The 18,667-nt window shown below is 67.4% G+C and carries 14 protein-coding genes; 3 read left to right on the forward strand and 11 right to left on the reverse strand.

Features of this window, described 5'->3' with window-relative positions:
• Nucleotides 1-25 precede the first annotated feature (25 nt).
• The 6 genes from AC4PTB_RS11180 to AC4PTB_RS11205 form a co-directional block, all read right to left on the reverse strand.
• Nucleotides 26-937 carry a dihydroneopterin aldolase gene (locus tag AC4PTB_RS11180; RefSeq protein ID WP_492190026.1) on the reverse strand — a complete coding sequence of 304 codons (912 nt, stop codon included), beginning with the start codon at nucleotides 935-937 and terminating at the stop codon, nucleotides 26-28.
• An 84-nt stretch (nucleotides 938-1,021) separates the two neighbouring features.
• Complete coding sequence (locus AC4PTB_RS11185; protein WP_492190027.1) at nucleotides 1,022-1,723, reverse strand: cell wall hydrolase; 702 nt, start codon at nucleotides 1,721-1,723, stop codon at nucleotides 1,022-1,024.
• Between the two features lie 243 nt (nucleotides 1,724-1,966).
• The gene (locus AC4PTB_RS11190) at nucleotides 1,967-4,504 is read right to left on the reverse strand and encodes a putative PEP-binding protein (protein WP_492190028.1); all 2,538 of its coding nucleotides are present in this window, start codon (nucleotides 4,502-4,504) and stop codon (nucleotides 1,967-1,969) included.
• 135 nt (nucleotides 4,505-4,639) lie between these two features.
• Nucleotides 4,640-6,919, reverse strand: a complete 2,280-nt coding sequence (glyS, locus tag AC4PTB_RS11195) for a glycine--tRNA ligase subunit beta (protein ID WP_492190029.1) — start codon at nucleotides 6,917-6,919, stop codon at nucleotides 4,640-4,642.
• Nucleotide 6,920: 1 nt separating this feature from the next.
• Nucleotides 6,921-7,322 (reverse strand): DUF6446 family protein, encoded by a 402-nt coding sequence (locus AC4PTB_RS11200; RefSeq protein WP_492190030.1) that lies wholly within the window; start codon nucleotides 7,320-7,322, stop codon nucleotides 6,921-6,923.
• Nucleotides 7,319-8,257 carry a glycine--tRNA ligase subunit alpha gene (locus AC4PTB_RS11205; RefSeq protein WP_492190031.1) on the reverse strand — a complete coding sequence of 313 codons (939 nt, stop codon included), beginning with the start codon at nucleotides 8,255-8,257 and terminating at the stop codon, nucleotides 7,319-7,321. The genes AC4PTB_RS11200 and AC4PTB_RS11205 overlap by 4 nt, the downstream gene beginning before the upstream one ends.
• 165 nt (nucleotides 8,258-8,422) lie before the next feature.
• Here AC4PTB_RS11205 and AC4PTB_RS11210 point away from each other — a divergent pair, with 165 nt between their 5' ends.
• Entirely contained in the window at nucleotides 8,423-10,195 is a 1,773-nt protein-coding gene (locus tag AC4PTB_RS11210) for a peptidoglycan-binding protein (protein ID WP_492190032.1), read from the forward strand.
• A 176-nt stretch (nucleotides 10,196-10,371) separates the two neighbouring features.
• Nucleotides 10,372-13,806, forward strand: coding sequence for a pyruvate carboxylase (locus AC4PTB_RS11215; protein WP_492190033.1), 3,435 nt, complete (start codon nucleotides 10,372-10,374; stop codon nucleotides 13,804-13,806).
• Nucleotides 13,807-13,864: 58 nt separating this feature from the next.
• On the opposite strand, the gene AC4PTB_RS11220 is transcribed toward AC4PTB_RS11215, so the two are convergent.
• Nucleotides 13,865-15,007 (reverse strand): alpha-D-ribose 1-methylphosphonate 5-triphosphate diphosphatase, encoded by a 1,143-nt coding sequence (locus tag AC4PTB_RS11220; RefSeq protein ID WP_492190034.1) that lies wholly within the window; start codon nucleotides 15,005-15,007, stop codon nucleotides 13,865-13,867.
• An 88-nt stretch (nucleotides 15,008-15,095) separates the two neighbouring features.
• Between AC4PTB_RS11220 and AC4PTB_RS11225 the strand changes: the two genes are divergently transcribed.
• Nucleotides 15,096-15,767 (forward strand): DUF1045 domain-containing protein, encoded by a 672-nt coding sequence (locus AC4PTB_RS11225; RefSeq protein WP_492190035.1) that lies wholly within the window; start codon nucleotides 15,096-15,098, stop codon nucleotides 15,765-15,767.
• Here the strand turns inward: AC4PTB_RS11225 and phnN are convergent.
• From phnN to AC4PTB_RS11245, 4 genes are read right to left on the reverse strand one after another with little or no spacing between them, the layout of a single operon-like run.
• Nucleotides 15,734-16,288: a phosphonate metabolism protein/1,5-bisphosphokinase (PRPP-forming) PhnN gene (phnN, locus tag AC4PTB_RS11230; protein ID WP_492190036.1), complete on the reverse strand. Its 555-nt coding sequence runs from the start codon at nucleotides 16,286-16,288 to the stop codon at nucleotides 15,734-15,736. The two genes, AC4PTB_RS11225 and phnN, sit on opposite strands and share 34 nt — an antisense overlap.
• Nucleotides 16,285-16,968 (reverse strand): phosphonate C-P lyase system protein PhnL, encoded by a 684-nt coding sequence (gene phnL, locus AC4PTB_RS11235; RefSeq protein WP_492190037.1) that lies wholly within the window; start codon nucleotides 16,966-16,968, stop codon nucleotides 16,285-16,287. The genes phnN and phnL overlap by 4 nt, the downstream gene beginning before the upstream one ends.
• A gap of 4 nt (nucleotides 16,969-16,972) precedes the next feature.
• Nucleotides 16,973-17,779 (reverse strand): phosphonate C-P lyase system protein PhnK, encoded by an 807-nt coding sequence (phnK, locus tag AC4PTB_RS11240; RefSeq protein WP_492190038.1) that lies wholly within the window; start codon nucleotides 17,777-17,779, stop codon nucleotides 16,973-16,975.
• Nucleotides 17,779-18,642 (reverse strand): alpha-D-ribose 1-methylphosphonate 5-phosphate C-P-lyase PhnJ, encoded by an 864-nt coding sequence (locus AC4PTB_RS11245; RefSeq protein ID WP_492190039.1) that lies wholly within the window; start codon nucleotides 18,640-18,642, stop codon nucleotides 17,779-17,781. The genes phnK and AC4PTB_RS11245 overlap by 1 nt, the downstream gene beginning before the upstream one ends.
• Nucleotides 18,643-18,667 lie beyond the last annotated feature (25 nt).

Raw genomic sequence — 18,667 nt, forward strand, 5'->3', positions numbered from 1 at the left:
GCCGCTTGGCAAGGTGAAGCAATGCTTAACGGTCGATCGCCAGCACCGGCACGCGACTTCCCGCCGGGGCTGAAACATCGCCGTGAAGCTCGAGCCGGGTTGCCGCCATCTGCTCGGCCAGCCACAGGATCAGCGTGCCGGTGTCGCGCACCGCGCCCTTCGGACCATCGACCGCGTCCAGAACGATCTTCGAGGGCGCCCAGACCAGCATCTGGCCGCGCCGCATCGCCCAGTCGATCTCGGTCCGCGTCGCCACCACCACGCAGCGCGGATCGCGCGCCGCCAGCACCCAGGCGTTCTGCTCGATGGCGAGCAGGTCGATGCGCCGCTGCGTCGGCCGATGCCCGGTCTCGGGCGGGGGCACGGCGGGCATGCCCACCGCCAGAATCACCGGCGCGCCCGAGGCCGCCAGACGGTCGAGCCGCGCCGACAGATCCGGCGCCGCGATCACCGCATTCGAGAGATAGGCGACGACCGGATGCAGCGCGGCCTCTTCGTCCAGCGTCTTCACCGGCACCGAGGCGCGCGCGCGCACGATCTCCACCCCCAGCGCACCGGGACCACGGTCAAGCTTCTCGATCCGCACGAAAACCCGCATCGCACGCGGCTGCGCCAGAATCCGCTCCGCCACCCGTTCCGCCAGCGTTTCCAGCAGGTTGAGCCGCTCCGCCGCAAGTTCCGCGGCAATCGCCTCGGTGATGCGGTCATAAGACAGGATCCGGTCCACATCGTCTTCAAGCGGGCCGGTTTCCGGCGTCACCTCGACCACGACGTTGAAATTCAGCCGCTGGCCATGGCCGCGCTCCTGCTGGAACGCGCCGATATCGGCCAGCACGACATGGTCGCGCAGGCTGATGCGGTCGCGCGGATCGGCGGGCGCCGAAGCCAGCGCGCGCTCTTCGGGATGGGCAAAGGCAAGAGACGTGTCGGAGTGCATGAAGGCCACCTTTCGCCCCCAGATATAGAAACGGGGCAAGGCGAAGCCCACCCCGAAACGTCATGCACGCGCGCGGTTGCGACCTTAACGGATCGAGGCCGTCTGCAGCGGGCGCCGATAGAAGGTATGCGCGCCGATCTGCGCGGTGCGCTGATAGCTGCGCGTCCAGGTCGGGCTGACGCCGACGGTGTGGAAGAAGGTGGCGCCATCGGTCAGCCGCCGCGGCGCACCGTCGATCATCGCGCGGGCGATTTTCGCCGCCTGATCCCAGGCCTCGCGATCGCCCGCCTGATCGGGGCGCCCGTCGCAGGTCCAGCTGAAGGCGCAACCGCCGCGCCCGCCCTGCCCGACCACGCCGCAGATCGTCTTCGGAAACCGCGGATCGTCGAGCCGGTTCAGCACCACCTCGGCCACCGCCACCTGACCTTGCAGGGTCTCGCCGCGGGCCTCGTGATAGATCGTCTGGGCCAGACATTCGAATTGCGCATCGCCGCGCGCGCGGGGCTGCAGCGCCAGCCAGCTTGCATTGATCGCGGCCGGCGCCGCGACGGTCTTTTCGCGCTGCCACGGCCAGCTGCGCGGCACCGGCGCGGCGGTGATCGCCGCAACCCGGTCGGCAGGCACCGATTGCAGACCGACCCGCTCCTGAAACAGCAGCTGCATCAGCCCCTGCTCGGCCACCGCCGTGGGATCGTTCGACTGGCTTACCGTCGTTTCGGCACGCGAGCCTCCGGCAAGGGCCAGGAGGATAAGCACCCCCCCCGTCCAGCTTTTCAGCACTGACATGATCTTCTTTCGATAAGGACAATCGCCCCGGCCCGGAGCCGCGACGGCACGGGCATAGCTCAGCCCGACGGGATTTGTCTACCACACGAAAGCACGCGGATCATGCCCACCGCTAAAGCGGCGGAAATCCGCGCAAGCGAGGGGCCGACTCACCCCTCGGGTTACTAAATGCGACTAAAGGTAACGGTGGAAAAACGCCAGAACTTTTGTTCTGTTAACCTTAAATTTACGCAACATTTTGCGTCAGAACCGATTCCGTGGCGCCAGAAGCGCGAAATGGGCGGCTGCCAGCCGCGCGACCGGCACCCGGAACGGGGAACAGGACACGTAATCGAATCCGGCGGCCCGGCAGAAGGCGATTGATTCGGGGTTTCCGCCATGTTCGCCACAGACCGAGATCGTCACATCCTGCCGCGCCGCCCGCCCGCGCGAGGCGCCCATGAGCAAAAGCTCCCCCACCCCTTCGACATCCAGGATGTGGAACGGGTCCTCGGCATAGACATGCTGATTGACATAGGTCGACATGAACCGGCCCGCATCGTCGCGCGACAGCCCATAGGTCATCTGCGTCAGGTCGTTGGTGCCAAAGGACAGGAAATGCGTATGTTGCGCGATCTCGCCCGCCCGCAGCGCGGCCCGCGGCGTCTCCACCATCACCCCCAGACGATAGGCGAAATCCGCCTTCATCTCGGTGCGCACGGCGCTGGCCACGGCATCGATGCGGGTCTTGACGATCTCGACCTCGCGCGCAGCGGAAACCAGCGGGATCATTACCTCGGGCACCACCGGGGCGCCGCGACGGCTGGCCTCGACGGTCGCCTCAAAGATCGCCCGCGCCTGCATGTCGTAGATTTCCGGCACGGTGACGCCCAGCCGCACGCCGCGCATCCCCAGCATCGGGTTGAATTCCGACAAAGCCTCGACGCGCCGGGTGACTTCGGACAGCGGCCGGTCCAGCGCCTCGGCCAGCTCGCGCATCCCCTCGCGGTCATGCGGCAGGAATTCGTGCAGCGGCGGGTCAAACAGCCGGATGCACACGGGCAGCCCCGCCATGATATCGAAAAGCGCAATGAAATCCGCGCGTTGCATCGGCAGCAGACGATCCAGTGCCACCCGCCGGTCATTCGGCGTATCGGCAAAGATCATCTCGCGCATCACCGTCAGCCGGTCCTCGTCAAAGAACATGTGCTCGGTCCGGCACAGCCCGATGCCGTCGGCGTCGAACATCCGCGCGGTGCGGGCGTCGTCGGGCGTGTCGGCATTCGCCCGGATGCCGATGTCGCAGACCGTCTCGGCCCAGCGCAGAAGCGTGCGAAAGCCGTCATCCAGCGCCGGTTCCAGCATTTCCGCCGTGCCCGCAAGCACCTCGCCATTGCTGCCATCAAGCGTGATCAGCTCGCCTTCCAGAAAGGTCCGCCCGTCGGGGCCGCGCAGCGAGCGGTCGCGGGAGTTGATCTGCACCTCGGTGCAGCCGACGATACAGGGCAGCCCGAGACCGCGGGCGATCACTGCCGCGTGCGAGGTCATGCCGCCGCGTTCGGTCAGCACGGCGACGGCGGCATGCATGCCGCGGATATCCTCGGGCCCGGTTTCGCGCCGCACCAGGATACAGGGCTCGCCGCGCGCGGCACTCGCCTGGGCGGCGGCGGCGGTGAAGACGATCCGGCCCACGGCGGCGCCGGGGCTGGCCGCGATGCCGCGGGCAAAACGGTCGCGCGGCGCGCGCGGATCGACCTGATAATGCAGCAGTTCCGTCAGCGCACGCGGTTCGACCCGCAACAGCGCATCCTCGCGGGTGATGATCCCGTCCTCGGCCAGAGCCACGGCGATCTTCACCGTCGCCCGGGCCGAGCGCGCCACCCGCACCGCATCGATCACCGAAATCCGCCCGCCCTCTACGGCGAATTCCAGCTGCATCTCCTCGCGCAGCCGCGCCCGGCAGCTGGAACCATAGCCGCACAGCACCGCAAACAGCGCGGGCGCCAGTTCCTCAAGCGAGAGCCCGCGCGGATCGCGGGTCAGAAACAGCGTGTCATCAGAGCGCGCGCGCCCCTGCGACTGGCCGCGAAACCGCCCCATGATCCGCGGCGCCCCGGTGACGCTGTCGACAAATTGCATCGTGCCGGAGCCGGAAATCCCCGGCCCGATCCCCAGCGCCATGCGCTGCACCAGAAGGCCCAGCACAGCATCGGGCGGCGCGCCCTTGGCCTGGCGCAGCAGCCGCGCCGTCGTCCCCTCCCAGGCGCGCGCCATCGAGCGCAGCACCTCGGCCAGTTGCCGGGCCGGGTCTTGCGGGAAGGGCTCGTCGGTTTCGGCGTGATAGGCGGACAGCGCGGCGGCCAGCGCGCCTTCGCCGGGGCCGGCGTGGAACATGTCGGGGTCGAGCCGCGCGACATGGGTGGCGTAGCTTTGCACGAAACGCAGGTAAAGCGCATCGGCGGCCTCGCGCCCGTGGCTGTCGCACAGCCGCGCATGCATGGCGTCATTCATGCCGACATTCAGCACCGTGCCCGGCCCGCCCCATTCGGGGTTTTCCGGGGAGGATCGCACCGAAACCAAGAAATCATTGCCGAAAACCGCGGCGATGCGGCCGGTGTCGGGCATCTGCCCGGCGGCAATGGCGCGCACGGTTTCGACCGGCAGGGCGACGGTGGTGGGCACCGGCAGATCGAGCCGGATCAGCCGTTGCAGACATTTCGCCCGCCAGCCGTGCCGGGTGGCCAGCACCGGCGCAGCGGGAGAGAGTTTCACGAACTCGGAGAAGTCGGCGATTTTCTGCATTGCGGCGAGCCCCTGACGACAGCAGGATAGGCCGAATTGTGACAGGCGCAAGTGTGACCTTGGGGCGCGGCTGTCAGAGCTTCGGCCTGCCCCGCCGAAGGCGCCTCCGGCGGGGATATTTGCGGCAAGATGAAATCAGCCGTCGAGTTTCGTCAGATCGGCGACGCTTTGGCAGATCTGCCGGATGCGCGAGAGCAGATTGAGCCGGTTGCGCCGCACGATCGGGTTTTCGGCGTTGATCTGCACCGCGGTGAAGAAGGCGTCGATGGGGGCGCGCAGTTTCGCCATTTCGGCCATGGCCGTGGCGAAATCCTCGGCTTGCATCGCCGGGGCAAGCGCCGCTTCGGCGGCGTCGAGCGCGGCGAAAAGCGCGCGTTCCGCGTCACCTTCCGCGAATTTCACGTCAGCGCCGAAGGAGTATTCGACGCCATCCTTGGCCTCGGCTTGCGTCAGGATGTTGTTCGCGCGTTTGAAACCCTGGATGAGGTTGGTGCCATCCTCGGTCTTGAGGAAGGCGCTCAGCGCCTCGGCCCGTTTCACCACCAGCGTCAGGTCGTCATTGCCGGGCATGGCCAGAACGGCGTCGATGACATCGTGGCGGATGCCCTCATCCTTCAGGAAGACCTTGAGACGGTCGTGGAAGAAGGAGAGGAGGTCAATCCGCACGCCACTGTGCCCGTCCAACACCCGAGCAGCGATTTTTTTCGCGGCAAGCCTGCATTCATCAAGCGTCAAGTCGTCGCTCGAAATGCTCTGAGCCAAGAACTCGAGGTTTCGCTCCGATCGCCAATCTTCAATTGAATGAAGCAAAGGCTGCTCGGGATTGGTGCGCTCCGCAAGGAGCAAATCCGCAGGGTCAATATGTGCAAGCAAGCTGTCGGCCTCAACGCGGCGCAAAGCCGGCCCAAACGACGACGAGAGAGCAAGCCGCACCCCATTCCCCAGCACCAGCCGGATCACGCCCAGCGCGGCGCGGCGGAGCGCGAAGGGGTCTTTGCTCCCCGTGGGCTTCTCATCGATGGCCCAGAAGCCGGTCAGCGTGTCGATCTTGTCGGCCAAAGCCACCGCCACCGTCACCGGCTCCGACGGCACGGCATCGGACGGACCCAGCGGCGAGTAATGGCCCTTGCAGGCATTGGCGATCTCTTCGGACAGACCCTGCGCACGGGCGTAATAGCTGCCCATCAGCCCCTGCAGTTCCGGGAATTCGCCGACCATGGCCGAACGCAGGTCGGATTTCACCACCAGCGCGGCTTTTTCCGCCTGATCCGGGTCGGCCTTCACAAGCGGCGCAATCTCGCGCGCCAGCGCGGCGATGCGCTCGATCCGGGCCTTTTGCGAGCCAAGCCTGTTGTGGAAGGTCACGTTCGCCAGCCCCGCGCCCATGCCCTCCAGCCCCTCGGTCTTCACCACCCGCAGGTCATGTTCCCAGAAGAAGCGCGCATCCGACAGCCTTGCCGACAGCACCTTGAGGTTGCCCTTGAGGATCGTCGCGCCGTGATCGACCGTCTCGCGGTTCGCCACGGTGACAAAGCCCTCGATCCGGCCGGTTTTAGGGTTCTTGACCGAGAAGAACTTCTGATGTTCCCGCATCGAGGTTTGCAGCACCTCGGGCGGCAGATGCAGGAAGTCCTCGGCAATCGCGCCCATCAGCGCGACGGGGAATTCGACCAGCCCCGCGACCTCGGTCAAAAGGCCCTTGTCCTCGACCAGTTCCAGCCCCTGCGCGAAAGCCAGCTGCGTCGCGTCGTGCCAGATCATCGCCTCGCGCTCAGTCGAATCCAGCACCACCTTGGCGGCTTTCAGCTTGGCGGCGTAATCGGCAAAGCCGGTGACGGCAAAGCGATCCGGCGCCATGAAGCGATGCCCGGCGGTGGTGTTGCCCGCCTTGATGCCGTCGATGTCCAGATCAACCACCGAAGCCCCGGTGTCATCGGACAGAAGGCACAGGATCGAATGCAGCGGGCGCACCCATTTCAGCGTGCCATTGCCCCAGCGCATCGATTTCGGCCAGGGGAAGCTGCGGATCGTCTTTTCCAGCACCTCGGCGACGATCTCGTGCGCGGCACGGCCGGGCTTTTCGATCACCGCGAAATAAACCTGGCCCTTCTTGTCGTCGCGCTTTTCGAGCTGTTCCAGCGTGAGGCCCGTGGAGCGCAAAAAGCCCTGCAGCGCGGCCTCGGGCGCGGTGACGGCCGGGCCCTTGCGTTCTTCGCGGAGCGTCGGGCTTTCGGTCGACAGCCCGTCAAGCACCAGCACCAGACGGCGCGGGGTCGAAAAAGCCTGCGCATGGCCATAGGTCAGACCGGCCTCGACCAGACCGTCGGTCACCATCTTGCGCAGGGTGTCGCGGGCCATCGCCTGCATACGCGCCGGAATTTCTTCCGAGAAAAGTTCGATCAGCAGTTCGGGCATGTCAGTTTTTCCCCGCAAGGTCATTCGGTTGCTGCCAGACATAGGCCCGGCCATCGGGATAGACGGCGACGACACGATCGACGCCGGGGGTGATGTTGCGCGCGCCAAGGAAGGCCAGCGCCGCGCCCGAAGCCAGATCGGCGCCGATCCGCGCGGCGTCGAAACAGGCGGGCGGCTGCGGCCCGGGCCGGGGCGCGGCGGCGTCATATAGCGCGAAGGTCTCGGTCAGAAGCGCGAGCGACAGCGGCGTACGGAAACAGCCAAGCCCCCCCGGCCCCGCCTGCCAGTCCTCGGTCAGGATCGGCTCGGGCTGGCCGGTTGCGACCGCGGTCAGCGCGATTTCGGCGGGCACCGCGCCCGAGACCAGCGCCAGCGCCGCCGCAACGGGCAGAAGCGGTGTCACGCCTGCGCCTCCGGCCGCCAGCCGCCCGCGGTGGTGGTGACGAAGGCATCGGCGCATTTCTTGGCGAGCGCCCGGACGCGGCCGATATAGGCCTGCCGTTCGGTCACCGAAATCACCCCCCGCGCATCGAGCAGGTTGAACAGATGGCTGGCCTTGATGCATTGGTCATAGGCCGGATGCGCCATCACGATGCGCTTGCCGGAATTCGGATCCTCGGCCGGGAAGGCCAGAAGCCGTTCGCATTCCGCCTCGGCGTCCAGGAAATGCTGCAACAGCACCTCGGTATTCGCGCCGTCGAAATTGTGGCGGGAATATTCCTCCTCGGTCTGGCGGAAAATATCGCCGTATTTCAGCGGGATCGGCGAGGAAGGATCGTTGAAGGGCATGTCCATGACGTGATCGATGCCCAGCACATACATGGCCAGACGTTCCAGCCCATAGGTCAGCTCGCCCGAGACCGGCTTGCAATCATGCCCGCCAACCTGCTGGAAATAGGTGAATTGCGACACTTCCATGCCGTCGCACCAGACCTCCCAGCCCAGACCCCAGGCGCCCAAGGTCGGGCTTTCCCAGTCATCCTCGACAAAGCGGATGTCATGCAGGCCCAGATCGATGCCGATGGCTTCCAGCGAGCCGAGGTAAAGCGCCTGCAGATCCGGCGGGCTGGGTTTGATCAGCACCTGATATTGATAATAATGCTGCAGCCGGTTCGGGTTCTCGCCATAGCGGCCATCGGTCGGCCGGCGCGAGGGCTGCACATAGGCCGCGGCCCAGGGCTGGCTGCCCAGACTGCGCAGGGTGGTGGCCGGGTGGAAGGTGCCCGCACCGACCTCCATGTCATAGGGCTGCAAGACCGCGCAGCCCTTCGAGGACCAATAGGTCATCAGCCGCAGGATGATCTCCTGAAACGAACGGGGCGCAGCAGGTTTTTCCATGTCACCGACCTTGAGAGCGAAACGCCCCCTCTCTAGGCAAGGGGCGCAACAGGGTCAACCGGATGCGGCCTTGCGGGGCGGAAATTGCCGCGATTGGGGGGTGACGTGGACGCGCATCCTGTTAACTTGCGCCCCATACGGGGCGATAAGATTGCAGGGGGCAGCATGGGGGCGGGGAAACGGTCGGCGCTGGTCGCGGGCGTGCTGGGGATGACGCTGACGGTCTGGGCCAGTCTGGCACCCGGTCTGGCGGCGGCGGAGACCGCCTGGGTGCAGATCGAGGCGCTGCCGACGCTGGATCAGGCGCAGGCGCGGCTGCGCGATCTTGCGGCCAGCTTCCCCGATGCCGCGGGCTTCGCCCTGCCCGGTGGCTGGTATGGTCTGGCGCTTGGCCCCTATGACAGCCCCGAAATCGCCGCCGAGGCGCTGCGGCAGATGCGCAATGCGGGCCTGATCCCGCCCGACAGCTATGTGGCCGAAGCCACCCGTTACCGGGCGCAGTTCTGGCCGCCCGAAGCCGCCGAAAGCCCGGCCCTCTCCGCGCCCTCCCCTGCCCCGGCGCCCTCCCCCGAACCGGCGGCTGAACCGGCGCCCGAACCAGCGCCGCCTCCGGTCGAGACGCTCGCCGATACGCGCCGCGCCGAGGAGGCGATGGGCCGCGAGGGCCGGATGCAGATTCAGGACGCGCTGGAATGGGTGGGCGTTTACAGGGGCGGCGTCGATGGCGCTTTCGGGCGCGGCACCCGGGCCGCGATCGCCGCCTGGCAGGAGAGCCACGGTTTCGAGCCGACGGGCGTGCTGAAATCCACCGAGCTGCGGCAGTTGCTCGACGGCGTGACGGCCGAGAAATCGGCGCTCGGCCTCACGCCCATCGAGGAGACGAAAGCCGGGATCGCCATCGACCTGCCGCTGGGGCTGGTCGAATTCGACCATTACGACCCGCCCTTCGTGCATTACCGCGCCAAGGGCAATTCCGGCGTGCGGGTGCTCTTGATTTCCGAACCGGGCGATCAGAACACGCTCTACGGGCTTTACGACGCGATGGCCACGCTGGAAATCGTGCCGACGACCGGCCCGCGCAGCCGCGACAAATCCGGCTTTTCGCTGGTGGGCGAGGATGCGCAGATTCATTCCGTGACCGAGGTCCGGCTCTCCAAGGGCCTGATCAAGGGCTTCACGCTGGTTTATCCCGCCAAGGACGCGCCGCGGATGGCGCGGGTGCTGGCGGCGATGAAGACAAGCTTCACGGCCCTGGGCGAGACCGCGCTCGATCCGACGCTGGGCCAGCCGATGGCGGTCGGACGCGCCGATCTGATCGCGGGGCTGGACGTGCGGCACCCGGAATTTGCCCGCTCGGGGCTGTTCATCGACGCCAAGGGCGCGGTGCTGACCGCAGCCGAGGGGCTGTCGGCCTGCGGCAAGGTCACGATCGAGGGCGCCCCGGCAAAGATCGCCTTTGCCGATCCGCGCCTTGGCATTGCCGTTTTGCAGCCGCGCGCCCCCCTGTCCCCGCCCGCGGTGGCGCGGTTCGAGACCGTCACCGCAGGGCGCGGCGCGGCGCTCGCCGTGGCCGGGTTCTCCTATCCCGAGGCGCTGTCGGCGCCGGTCGTCAGCTTTGGCACGCTGTCCGACCTGACCGGACTTGCGGGCGAGCCCGAGCGGGCGCGGCTCGCCGTGAAGACGCTGCCGGGCGATGTCGGCGGCCCGGTGCTGGATGGCGCGGGGGCGGTTTTCGGCATGGTGCTGCCGCAGGGCGGCGCCGATCTGCGGCTTTTGCCGCCCGAAATGACGGTGGCGGTGCAAAGCGCGGCGCTGCTGCCGGTGCTGGCGGCACAGGGCTTTGCGCCGCTGCCCGCCGAGGCCGGGGGCACGCTGGCGGCCGAGGATATCTCGGCCTTGGCGCAGGGCTTCACCACGCAGATCGCCTGCTGGAAATAGCGCCACCTCCGAAGCGGCACCGGGCGGACCGGACCCGAGCGGGGCTTTGCAAACATCGCGAAATTGGCCAGTTAATTTGCCCGATTTCGCAAGTTTTGTCTTGCGCCGCGTTGCGGCGAGGTTAGGTTTTGCTCTGACCTCCCGCTTTGCGGGCTGCGTTTTCGGGGAGATCTGAGATGTTCGAAAAGATTCTGGTCGCCAACCGCGGCGAGATTGCCATTCGCGTGCTGCGCGCCGCGAATGAACTGGGCAAGAAGACGGTCGCCGTCTATGCCGAGGAAGACAAGCTCAGCCTGCACCGGTTCAAATCCGACGAGGCCTATCGCATCGGCGCCGGGCTGTCGCCGGTGGGCGCCTATCTGTCGATCGAGGAAATCATCCGCGTGGCCAAGGCCTCGGGCGCGGATGCGATCCACCCGGGCTATGGGCTTTTGTCGGAAAACCCCGAATTCGTCGAGGCTTGCGACAAGGCGGGCATCACCTTCATCGGCCCGAAGGCGGAAACGATGCGGGCCCTTGGCGACAAGGCCTCGGCGCGCAAGGTGGCGATGGCGGCGGGCGTGCCGGTCATTCCGGCGACCGAGGTGCTGGGCGAGGATTTCGAGGCGATCAAGCGCGAGGCGGCCGGGATCGGCTATCCCTTGATGCTGAAAGCCAGCTGGGGCGGCGGCGGGCGCGGCATGCGGCCGATCCTTGGACCCGATGAGCTGGTCGAAAAGGTGCGCGAGGGCCGGCGCGAGGCCGAGGCCGCCTTTGGCAATGGCGAAGGTTACCTTGAAAAGATGATCCTGCGCGCGCGCCACGTCGAGGTGCAGCTGCTGGGGGACAATCACGGCGGGCTTTATCACCTTTATGAGCGCGACTGCACCGTGCAGCGGCGCAACCAGAAGGTCGTCGAACGCGCCCCCGCCCCCTATCTTTCGGAAGACCAGCGCGCCGAGGTCTGCGCGCTGGCGCTGAAAATCGGCAATGCGGTCGGCTATCAGAACGCGGGCACGGTCGAATTCCTGATGGATATGGACAGCGGCAAGTTCTACTTCATCGAGGTGAACCCGCGCGTGCAGGTCGAACATACGGTCACCGAACAGGTCACCGGCATCGACATCGTGCAAAGCCAGATCCGCATTGCCGAGGGCGCGACGCTGGCCGAGGCGACCGGGGTCGCCGCGCAGTCCGATATCAAGCTCAATGGCCATGCGCTGCAATGCCGGGTGACGACCGAGGACCCGCAAAACAACTTCATCCCCGATTATGGCCGTCTGACCGCCTATCGCTCGGCCACCGGGATGGGCATTCGTCTGGATGGCGGCACGGCCTATGCGGGCGGCGTGATCACGCGCTATTATGACAGCCTGCTGGTGAAGGTCACCGCCTCGGCGCAGACCCCCGATCAGGCGATCAGGCGGATGGACCGGGCGTTGCGCGAATTCCGCATCCGCGGGGTGTCGACGAACATCGACTTCGTGATCAACCTGCTCAAGCATCCGACCTTCCTGGACATGAGCTACACGACGAAGTTCATCGACACGACGCCGGATCTGTTTGCCTTCAAGAAGCGGCGCGACCGGGCGACGAAGATCCTGACCTATATCGCCGACATTTCGGTGAACGGTCACCCCGAGACCGCGGGCCGTCCGACCCCCCCGGCCGAGGCGAAACCGCCCCGCCTGCCCGCCCTGCGCGGCCCGGTCGCGCCCGGCACGCGCGACATGCTCGACCGCGACGGGCCGAAGGCGGTGGCGGACTGGATGCGCGCGCAGAAGAAACTGCTCATCACCGACACGACGATGCGCGACGGCCATCAGTCGCTTCTGGCGACCCGGATGCGCTCGATCGACATGATCAAGGCGGCGCCGGTCTATGCGGCGAACCTGCCCGGCCTCTTCTCGGTCGAATGCTGGGGCGGCGCGACCTTTGACGTGGCCTATCGCTTCTTGCAGGAATGCCCCTGGCAGCGGCTGCGCGACATCCGCGCGCGCATGCCCAACATCCTGACACAGATGCTTTTGCGCGCCTCGAACGGGGTCGGCTACACGAACTATCCCGACAATGTCGTGCAGTTCTTCGTGGCCCAGGCGGCGAAATCGGGCGTTGACGTGTTCCGCGTCTTCGACAGCCTGAACTGGGTCGAGAACATGCGCGTGGCGATGGATGCGGTCGTTGAAGCCAACAAGATCTGCGAAGGCACGATCTGCTACACCGGCGACATCCTGAACCCGGAGCGGGCGAAATACGACCTGAAATACTACGTCGGCATGGCGAAGGAGCTGGAGGCCGCGGGGGCGCATGTGCTTGGCCTCAAGGACATGGCGGGGCTTTTGAAGCCCGCCGCCGCCCGCGCGCTGGTGAAAGCGCTGAAAGAAGAAGTCGGCCTGCCGATCCATTTCCACACCCATGACACCAGCGGCATCGCGGGCGCCACGGTTCTGGCCGCGGCCGATGCGGGTGTGGATGCGGTCGATGCGGCGATGGATGCCTTCTCGGGGGGCACTTCGCAGCCCTGCCTTGGCTCGATCGTCGAGGCCGTGGCCCATACCGACCGCGACACCGGCCTTGATATCGCGGCGATCCGCGCGCTTTCGACCTACTGGGCGGGGGTGCGCCAGCAATATGCGGCCTTCGAGAGCGGTCTCGAAGCCCCGGCCTCGGAAGTCTATCTGCATGAGATGCCGGGTGGCCAGTTCACAAACCTGAAGGCGCAGGCGCGCAGCCTTGGCCTTGAGGAACGCTGGCACGAGGTGGCGCAGGCCTATGCCGATGCCAACCAGATCTTCGGCGATATCGTGAAGGTCACGCCCTCGTCGAAAGTCGTGGGCGACATGGCGCTGATGATGGTGGCGCAGAATCTGACGAAAGACGACGTGCTGAACCCGGCCAAGGACATGGCCTTCCCCGATTCGGTGGTGGACATGCTGCGCGGCAATCTGGGCCAACCGCCCGGCGGCTGGCCCGAAGCGATCGTGGCGAAGGTGCTCAAGGGCGAGACCCCCAGCACGGAGCGCCCCGGCAAGCACCTGCCCCCGGTCGATCTGGAGGCCGTGCGCGCGAAACTGTCGGCCGAGATGGAGGGCCGCGCCGTCGATGACGAGGATCTGGCGGGATACCTCATGTATCCCAAGGTCTTCCTCGATTACATGGGGCGGCATCGGATCTATGGCCCGGTGCGCACCCTGCCCACCCCGGTCTTCTTCTATGGCATGGCGCCCGGCTCGGAAATCGCGGCCGAGATCGACCCGGGCAAGACGCTGGAAATCCGTCTGCAGACGGTGGGCGAGACCGACGAGACCGGCGATGCCAAGGTCTTCTTCGAGCTGAACGGCCAGCCGCGCACGGTGCGGGTGCCGAACCGGCAGGTGAAGGCGGCGACCAAGGCCAAGCCCAAGGCCGATCCGGCCAATCCGGGCCATATCGGCGCGCCGATGCCGGGCTCGATCGCCGCGGTGGCGGTGACGGTGGGGCAAAAGCTGCGACCGGGCGATCTGATGCTGACGATCGAGGCGATGAAGATGGAAACCGGCCTGCATGCCGAGCGCGAGGCCACGGTCAAGGCGCTGCATGTCGCGCCGGGGGCACAGATCGATGCGAAAGACCTGCTGATCGAGCTCGACTAGGCCGCTCCGCGCCAGAAGACACCGGGCGCCCCAAGGGGCGCCCGATCCTTTTTCAGCCTCAGCCGACGCGGCGTCCGCGCACCCAGACCCCGCGCAGGGCCGCCGTGCGCTCGATCCGATGCGCCCGGATCAGATCGGCGCGCAGCCCCGGTGCGATCCGGCCACGGTCGGTCAGCCCCACCGCCTGCGCCGGCGCCGCCGTCACCGTGGAGAGCCCGCGCGCCACATCGCCCCAGATATCGCCCAGCAGCAGCGCCGCCGACAACAGCGCCCCCGGCACGTAATCCGACGACAGGATGTCGAGCAGATCCGCCTCGGCCAGCGCCTGCGCCGCGACATTGCCCGAATGCGAGCCGCCGCGGATCAGGTTCGGCGCCCCCATCATCACCGCAATGCCATGGGCGCGGCAGGCCTGCGCCGCCTCGAAAGTGGTCGGGAATTCGGCAAAGCGCACCCCATGCGCCTGCGAGGTCACGACATGCTCGGGCGTGGTGTCGTCATGGCTGGCCAGCGCCGCCCCCAGACGGCGCGCGGCCGCCACCGCCCCCGCCTCATGCACCGCGCCGTGCCGCGCCTTGAGCGCCTTTTCCTGCTCGACATGGGCCAGGAATTCCGCCTCGCTCAGCCCGTGTTTCTTGCGCACATAATCACGCAGCTTCGAGAGGTCGCGAAACTGCCGCGCCCCGGGGGTGTGATCCATCAGCGACACGATGCCCACCCGATCCTCGGGGCCGAATTTCGCCAGCTCCTCAAGCAGCGTTTCCGAACAGATCTCGGCGCGCAGATGCAGGTAATGCGAGATCCGAAAGCCGTCGCGCGCCCGCATCTGCAGGATCTCATCGGCCAGATCGCGGGCATATTCGCGGTAATCCGACCGCGCCGAGGTGCCGATCGAGCCGACCCGCAGCGCATCGAACACCGTGGTGATGCCCACCGAACACAGCTCGGCATCATGGGCGATGATCGCATCCGTATGCGGCCAGGCCACTTTCGGGCGCGGCTCGATATGGCGCTCCAGATTGTCGGTGTGCAGCTCGATCAGCCCCGGCGCCAGCAGATCGCCCTCGCAGTCCAGCGCGCCTTTCGGCACCGCCCGGCCCGTGCCGATCTCGGCGATCCGCCCCTCGCGCAGCAGCAAATGCCCGGGCATCACGCCCTCGGGCAGCACAAGCATGGCATTGGCCAAAATCGTCTCGGTCATCCGTTTCTCCGGGGTTTTGTTTGCAAACAGGGATTTGGCAGGCGATTGTCACATTGCGGTGACGCTTTGGTGCGACAGGGGGGCCATGATGATCAAACGCTATGCCCTTTATTTCGCTCCCGCCGAGGCGGGTCTCTGGCAGGCCGGGTCGGCGTGGCTCGGCTGGGATGCCGCCACCGGTCGCCCGCTCGGCCAACCCGATCTTGCCGGGCTGCCCGACGCCACGGCGGCGGCCCGCAAATACGGCTTTCACGCCACGCTGAAAGCCCCGTTCCGGCTCGCCGAAGGCATCGCGCCCGCGGCCCTGCATTCGGCGCTGGCAAAGACCGCCGCGGCGCTTGCCCCGGTGCCCCTGCCCGGCCTTGCGATGACCCGGCTCGGCCGGTTCCTGGCGCTTTGCCCGCAGCCCCAGCCCGCGGCGCTGACCCGCCTTGCCGCCGAGGTCGTGACCCGGTTCGAGCCCTTCCGCGCGCCGCTGAGCGCCGCCGAAATCGCCCGGCGCCGCCCCGAGCAGCTCAGCGCGCGGCAGCGCGACCTGCTGACCAGCTATGGCTATCCTTTTGTTTTCGAGGAATTCCGTTTTCATTTCTCGCTGACCGGCGATGTTGACGCGGACACGCTGGAGCGGCTGGCGCCGCTTGCCCGGGATTTCTTTGCGCCGCATCTGGCCCAGCCGCTCCGGCTGGACCGGCTGTGCCTCTTTGGCGAGGACGAGACCGGGCGCTTTCATCTGCTGGCGGCGCAGGCGCTGTCGGGCTGAAGCGCCGCGATCAGCGCGGCGATCCCCGCCTCGGGCGGGCCGTCGTTGACGATCCGCACCGCGCCAAGCCCCGGCGGCAGCGCCAGCGCCGCGCGCTCCAGCCGCCGGTCGATCTCGGCCGCCGCCTCGCGCCCGCGCCCGGCCAGCCGCGCCCGCAGCACGGCGGGCGAGGCGGTGATCTCGATCACCCGCAGCGCAGGATAGGCCGCCAGACACTCGGGCAGCGCCGCGCGCGAGCCGTTGAAGATCACGTCGCGCCCCGCGGCCAGCGGCGCCAGCTCTGCCGCGCGGATGCCATAGCCCAGCCCATGCGCAAGCCAGGACAGCGCAAAGCCGCCCGCCCCGCGCAGCGCGGCGAATTCGGCCGCCGGAAGGCTTTCGAAATCCTCGCTCTCGGCGGGCGGGCGGGTGATCGTGCGCCGCGCCCGATGGACCCCGGGCCGGGCCGCAATCAGCCCGGCGATCAGCGTATCCTTGCCCGCGCCCGAGGGGCCGACGATGGCGAACAGCCGCCCGCTCATGCCGCCCTCGCGGGGGTGAAGCCGGTGACATCGACCAGCCGGTCGGCCACCTGCGCGCGGGCGGCCTCGTCGTGGAAGATGCCCAGAATGGCGGCGCCGCGGGCCTTGGCCTCGCCGATCAGATCGAGCACGACGGCGCGGTTGACCGCATCAAGCGAGGCGGTGGGCTCATCGAGCAGCAGCACCGGGAAGGGATGGGCGAAGCCGCGGGCGATGTTCACCCGCTGCTGCTCGCCGCCCGAAAAGGTGGTGGGCGAGAGCGCCCAGAGCCGCTCGGGGATGTTGAGCCGGGCAAGCAGCTCCGCGGCCCGGGCCAGCGCCTGCGGCTCGGGCAGGCCGAGGGTCAGAAGCGGCTCGGCCACCACGCGCAGCGTCGGCACGCGCGGCACGACGCGCAGGAACTGGCTGACATAGCCCAGCCGCTCGCGCCGCAGCGCGATGATCTGGCGCGGCGTGGCGGTGACCAGATCCAGACCCGCCACCTGCAAACGTCCGGTTTCGGCACGATAATTGCCCCAGATCATCCGCATCAGCGTCGATTTCCCGCTGCCCGAGGCGCCGGTCAGCGCCACGCATTCGCCCACCCCGACGCGCAGATGCGCCCCCGCCAGCACCGGCAGCACCGCCGCGCCCTGATTGTGCAGGGTGAAGCTTTTCGACAGATTTTCGATCTCGATCATCGGCTCAGACCTGCAAGACAGAGGAAACAAGAAGTTGCGTATAGGCGGCCTGCGGATCGTCGAGCACCTGATCGGTCAGCCCCGCCTCGATCACCCGGCCGCTCTTCATCACCATCAGCCGGTCGGCCAGAAGCCGCGCCACGGCGAGATCATGGGTGACGATGATCACCGCCAGACCCATCTCGCGCACCAGTTCGCGCAAAAGGTCCAGCAGCCGCGCCTGCACCGACACATCCAGCCCCCCGGTCGGCTCGTCCATCAAGACCAGCCGCGGCCCGGTCACCAGATTGCGCGCGATCTGCAGCCGCTGCTGCATCCCGCCCGAGAAAGCCCGCGGCCGGTCATCGATCCGCGCGGGGTCGATCTCGACCCGGCCCAGCCAGTCGGTCGCGGTGTCCCGGATCGCGCCGTAATGCCGCGCGCCGACCGCCATCAGCCGCTCGCCGACATTCGCCCCCGCCGTCACCCCCATGCGCAGCCCGTCGCGCGGGTTCTGATGCACGAAAGCCCATTCGGTGCGCGCCAGATGCCGCCGCTCGGGTTCCGCCATCATGCGCAGATCGCGGCCGCGATAGAGGATCCGCCCGCTATCCGCCGCCAGATGCCCGGCAAGGCAGCCCAGCAGTGTCGATTTCCCCGACCCGCTCTCGCCGACGATCCCCAGCACCTCGCCGGGGTAAAGATCAAAGCCGACATCGGTGCAGCCGATCCGCCCCCCCCAGGCCTTGCCCAGACCCTCGACCAGCAGCAACGGCCCCGCTTCCGGCTCCGGCTTTTTCCTGGTCCAAATACGCCCTTGCGCGCTGTCCATCACGCGACCCCCTCCGACAATCGTCCCAGATGCCCGGCCGCCCGCCGCCCGGCGCAAAAATCGGTGTCCGAGCAGCAAAACATCCGCCCGCCCGCATCATCGGTGATCACCTCATCGAGATAGCTCGTCTCGGCCCCGCACAGATCGCAGGCCGCCTCGGCCTTCGTCGCCTCGAACGGGTGATCCTCGAAATCAAGGCTGACCACCCGCGTATAGGGCGGCAGCGCGTGGATGCGGCATTCCCGCCCGGCGCCGAAAAGCTGGATCGCCGGGCAATCGCCCAGTTTCGGATTGTCGAATTTCGGGATCGGGCTGGGGTCCATCACATGGCGCCCCTCGACCAGCACCGGATAGGCATAAGAGGTCGCAATCGCCCCGTGCCGCGCGATATCCTCGTAAAGCTTCACATGCATCAGCCCGTAATCGGCCAGCGCATGCATCCGCCGCGTCTCGGCCTCGCGCGGTTCCAGAAAGCGCAGCGGTTCGGGGATCGGCACCTGAAAGACCAGGATCTGATCCTCGGTCAGCGCCGCTTCCGGAATGCGGTGGCGGGTCTGGATCAGCGTGGCGTCTTGCGTGTGGGTGGTCGTGGCCACCCCCGCCGTGCGCTCGAAGAAGCGGCGGATCGAAACCGCGTTCGTGGTGTCATCGGCGCCCTGATCGATCACTTTCAGCACGTCTTCGGGGATCAGACAGGCTGCCGTCACCTGCACGCCGCCGGTGCCCCAGCCGTAGGGCATCGGCATCTCGCGCGAGGCGAAGGGCACCTGATAGCCCGGCACGGCCAGCGCCTTCAGCAGGGCGCGACGGATCATCCGCTTGGTTGCGGCGTCAAGATAGGCGAAGCTGTAACCTTCAGACATGATGGCCCCCGGAACAAGGAACGGA

This window comes from Rhodobacter sp. 4.3.4, from assembly GCF_058724655.1.

Excerpts from the sequence above, each read along its gene's own strand:
- AC4PTB_RS11180 (WP_492190026.1), bottom strand. The coding sequence starts at position 937 with ATGCACTCCGACACGTCTCTTGCCTTTGCCCATCCCGAAGAGCGCGCG.
- AC4PTB_RS11185 (WP_492190027.1), bottom strand. The coding sequence starts at position 1,723 with ATGTCAGTGCTGAAAAGCTGGACGGGGGGGGTGCTTATCCTCCTGGCC.
- AC4PTB_RS11190 (WP_492190028.1), bottom strand. The coding sequence starts at position 4,504 with ATGCAGAAAATCGCCGACTTCTCCGAGTTCGTGAAACTCTCTCCCGCT.
- glyS (WP_492190029.1), bottom strand. The coding sequence starts at position 6,919 with ATGCCCGAACTGCTGATCGAACTTTTCTCGGAAGAAATTCCGGCGCGT.
- AC4PTB_RS11205 (WP_492190031.1), bottom strand. The coding sequence starts at position 8,257 with ATGGAAAAACCTGCTGCGCCCCGTTCGTTTCAGGAGATCATCCTGCGG.
- AC4PTB_RS11210 (WP_492190032.1), top strand. The coding sequence starts at position 8,423 with ATGGGGGCGGGGAAACGGTCGGCGCTGGTCGCGGGCGTGCTGGGGATG.
- AC4PTB_RS11215 (WP_492190033.1), top strand. The coding sequence starts at position 10,372 with ATGTTCGAAAAGATTCTGGTCGCCAACCGCGGCGAGATTGCCATTCGC.
- AC4PTB_RS11220 (WP_492190034.1), bottom strand. The coding sequence starts at position 15,007 with ATGACCGAGACGATTTTGGCCAATGCCATGCTTGTGCTGCCCGAGGGC.
- AC4PTB_RS11225 (WP_492190035.1), top strand. The coding sequence starts at position 15,096 with ATGATCAAACGCTATGCCCTTTATTTCGCTCCCGCCGAGGCGGGTCTC.
- phnN (WP_492190036.1), bottom strand. The coding sequence starts at position 16,288 with ATGAGCGGGCGGCTGTTCGCCATCGTCGGCCCCTCGGGCGCGGGCAAG.
- phnL (WP_492190037.1), bottom strand. The coding sequence starts at position 16,968 with ATGATCGAGATCGAAAATCTGTCGAAAAGCTTCACCCTGCACAATCAG.
- phnK (WP_492190038.1), bottom strand. The coding sequence starts at position 17,779 with ATGGACAGCGCGCAAGGGCGTATTTGGACCAGGAAAAAGCCGGAGCCG.
- AC4PTB_RS11245 (WP_492190039.1), bottom strand. The coding sequence starts at position 18,642 with ATGTCTGAAGGTTACAGCTTCGCCTATCTTGACGCCGCAACCAAGCGG.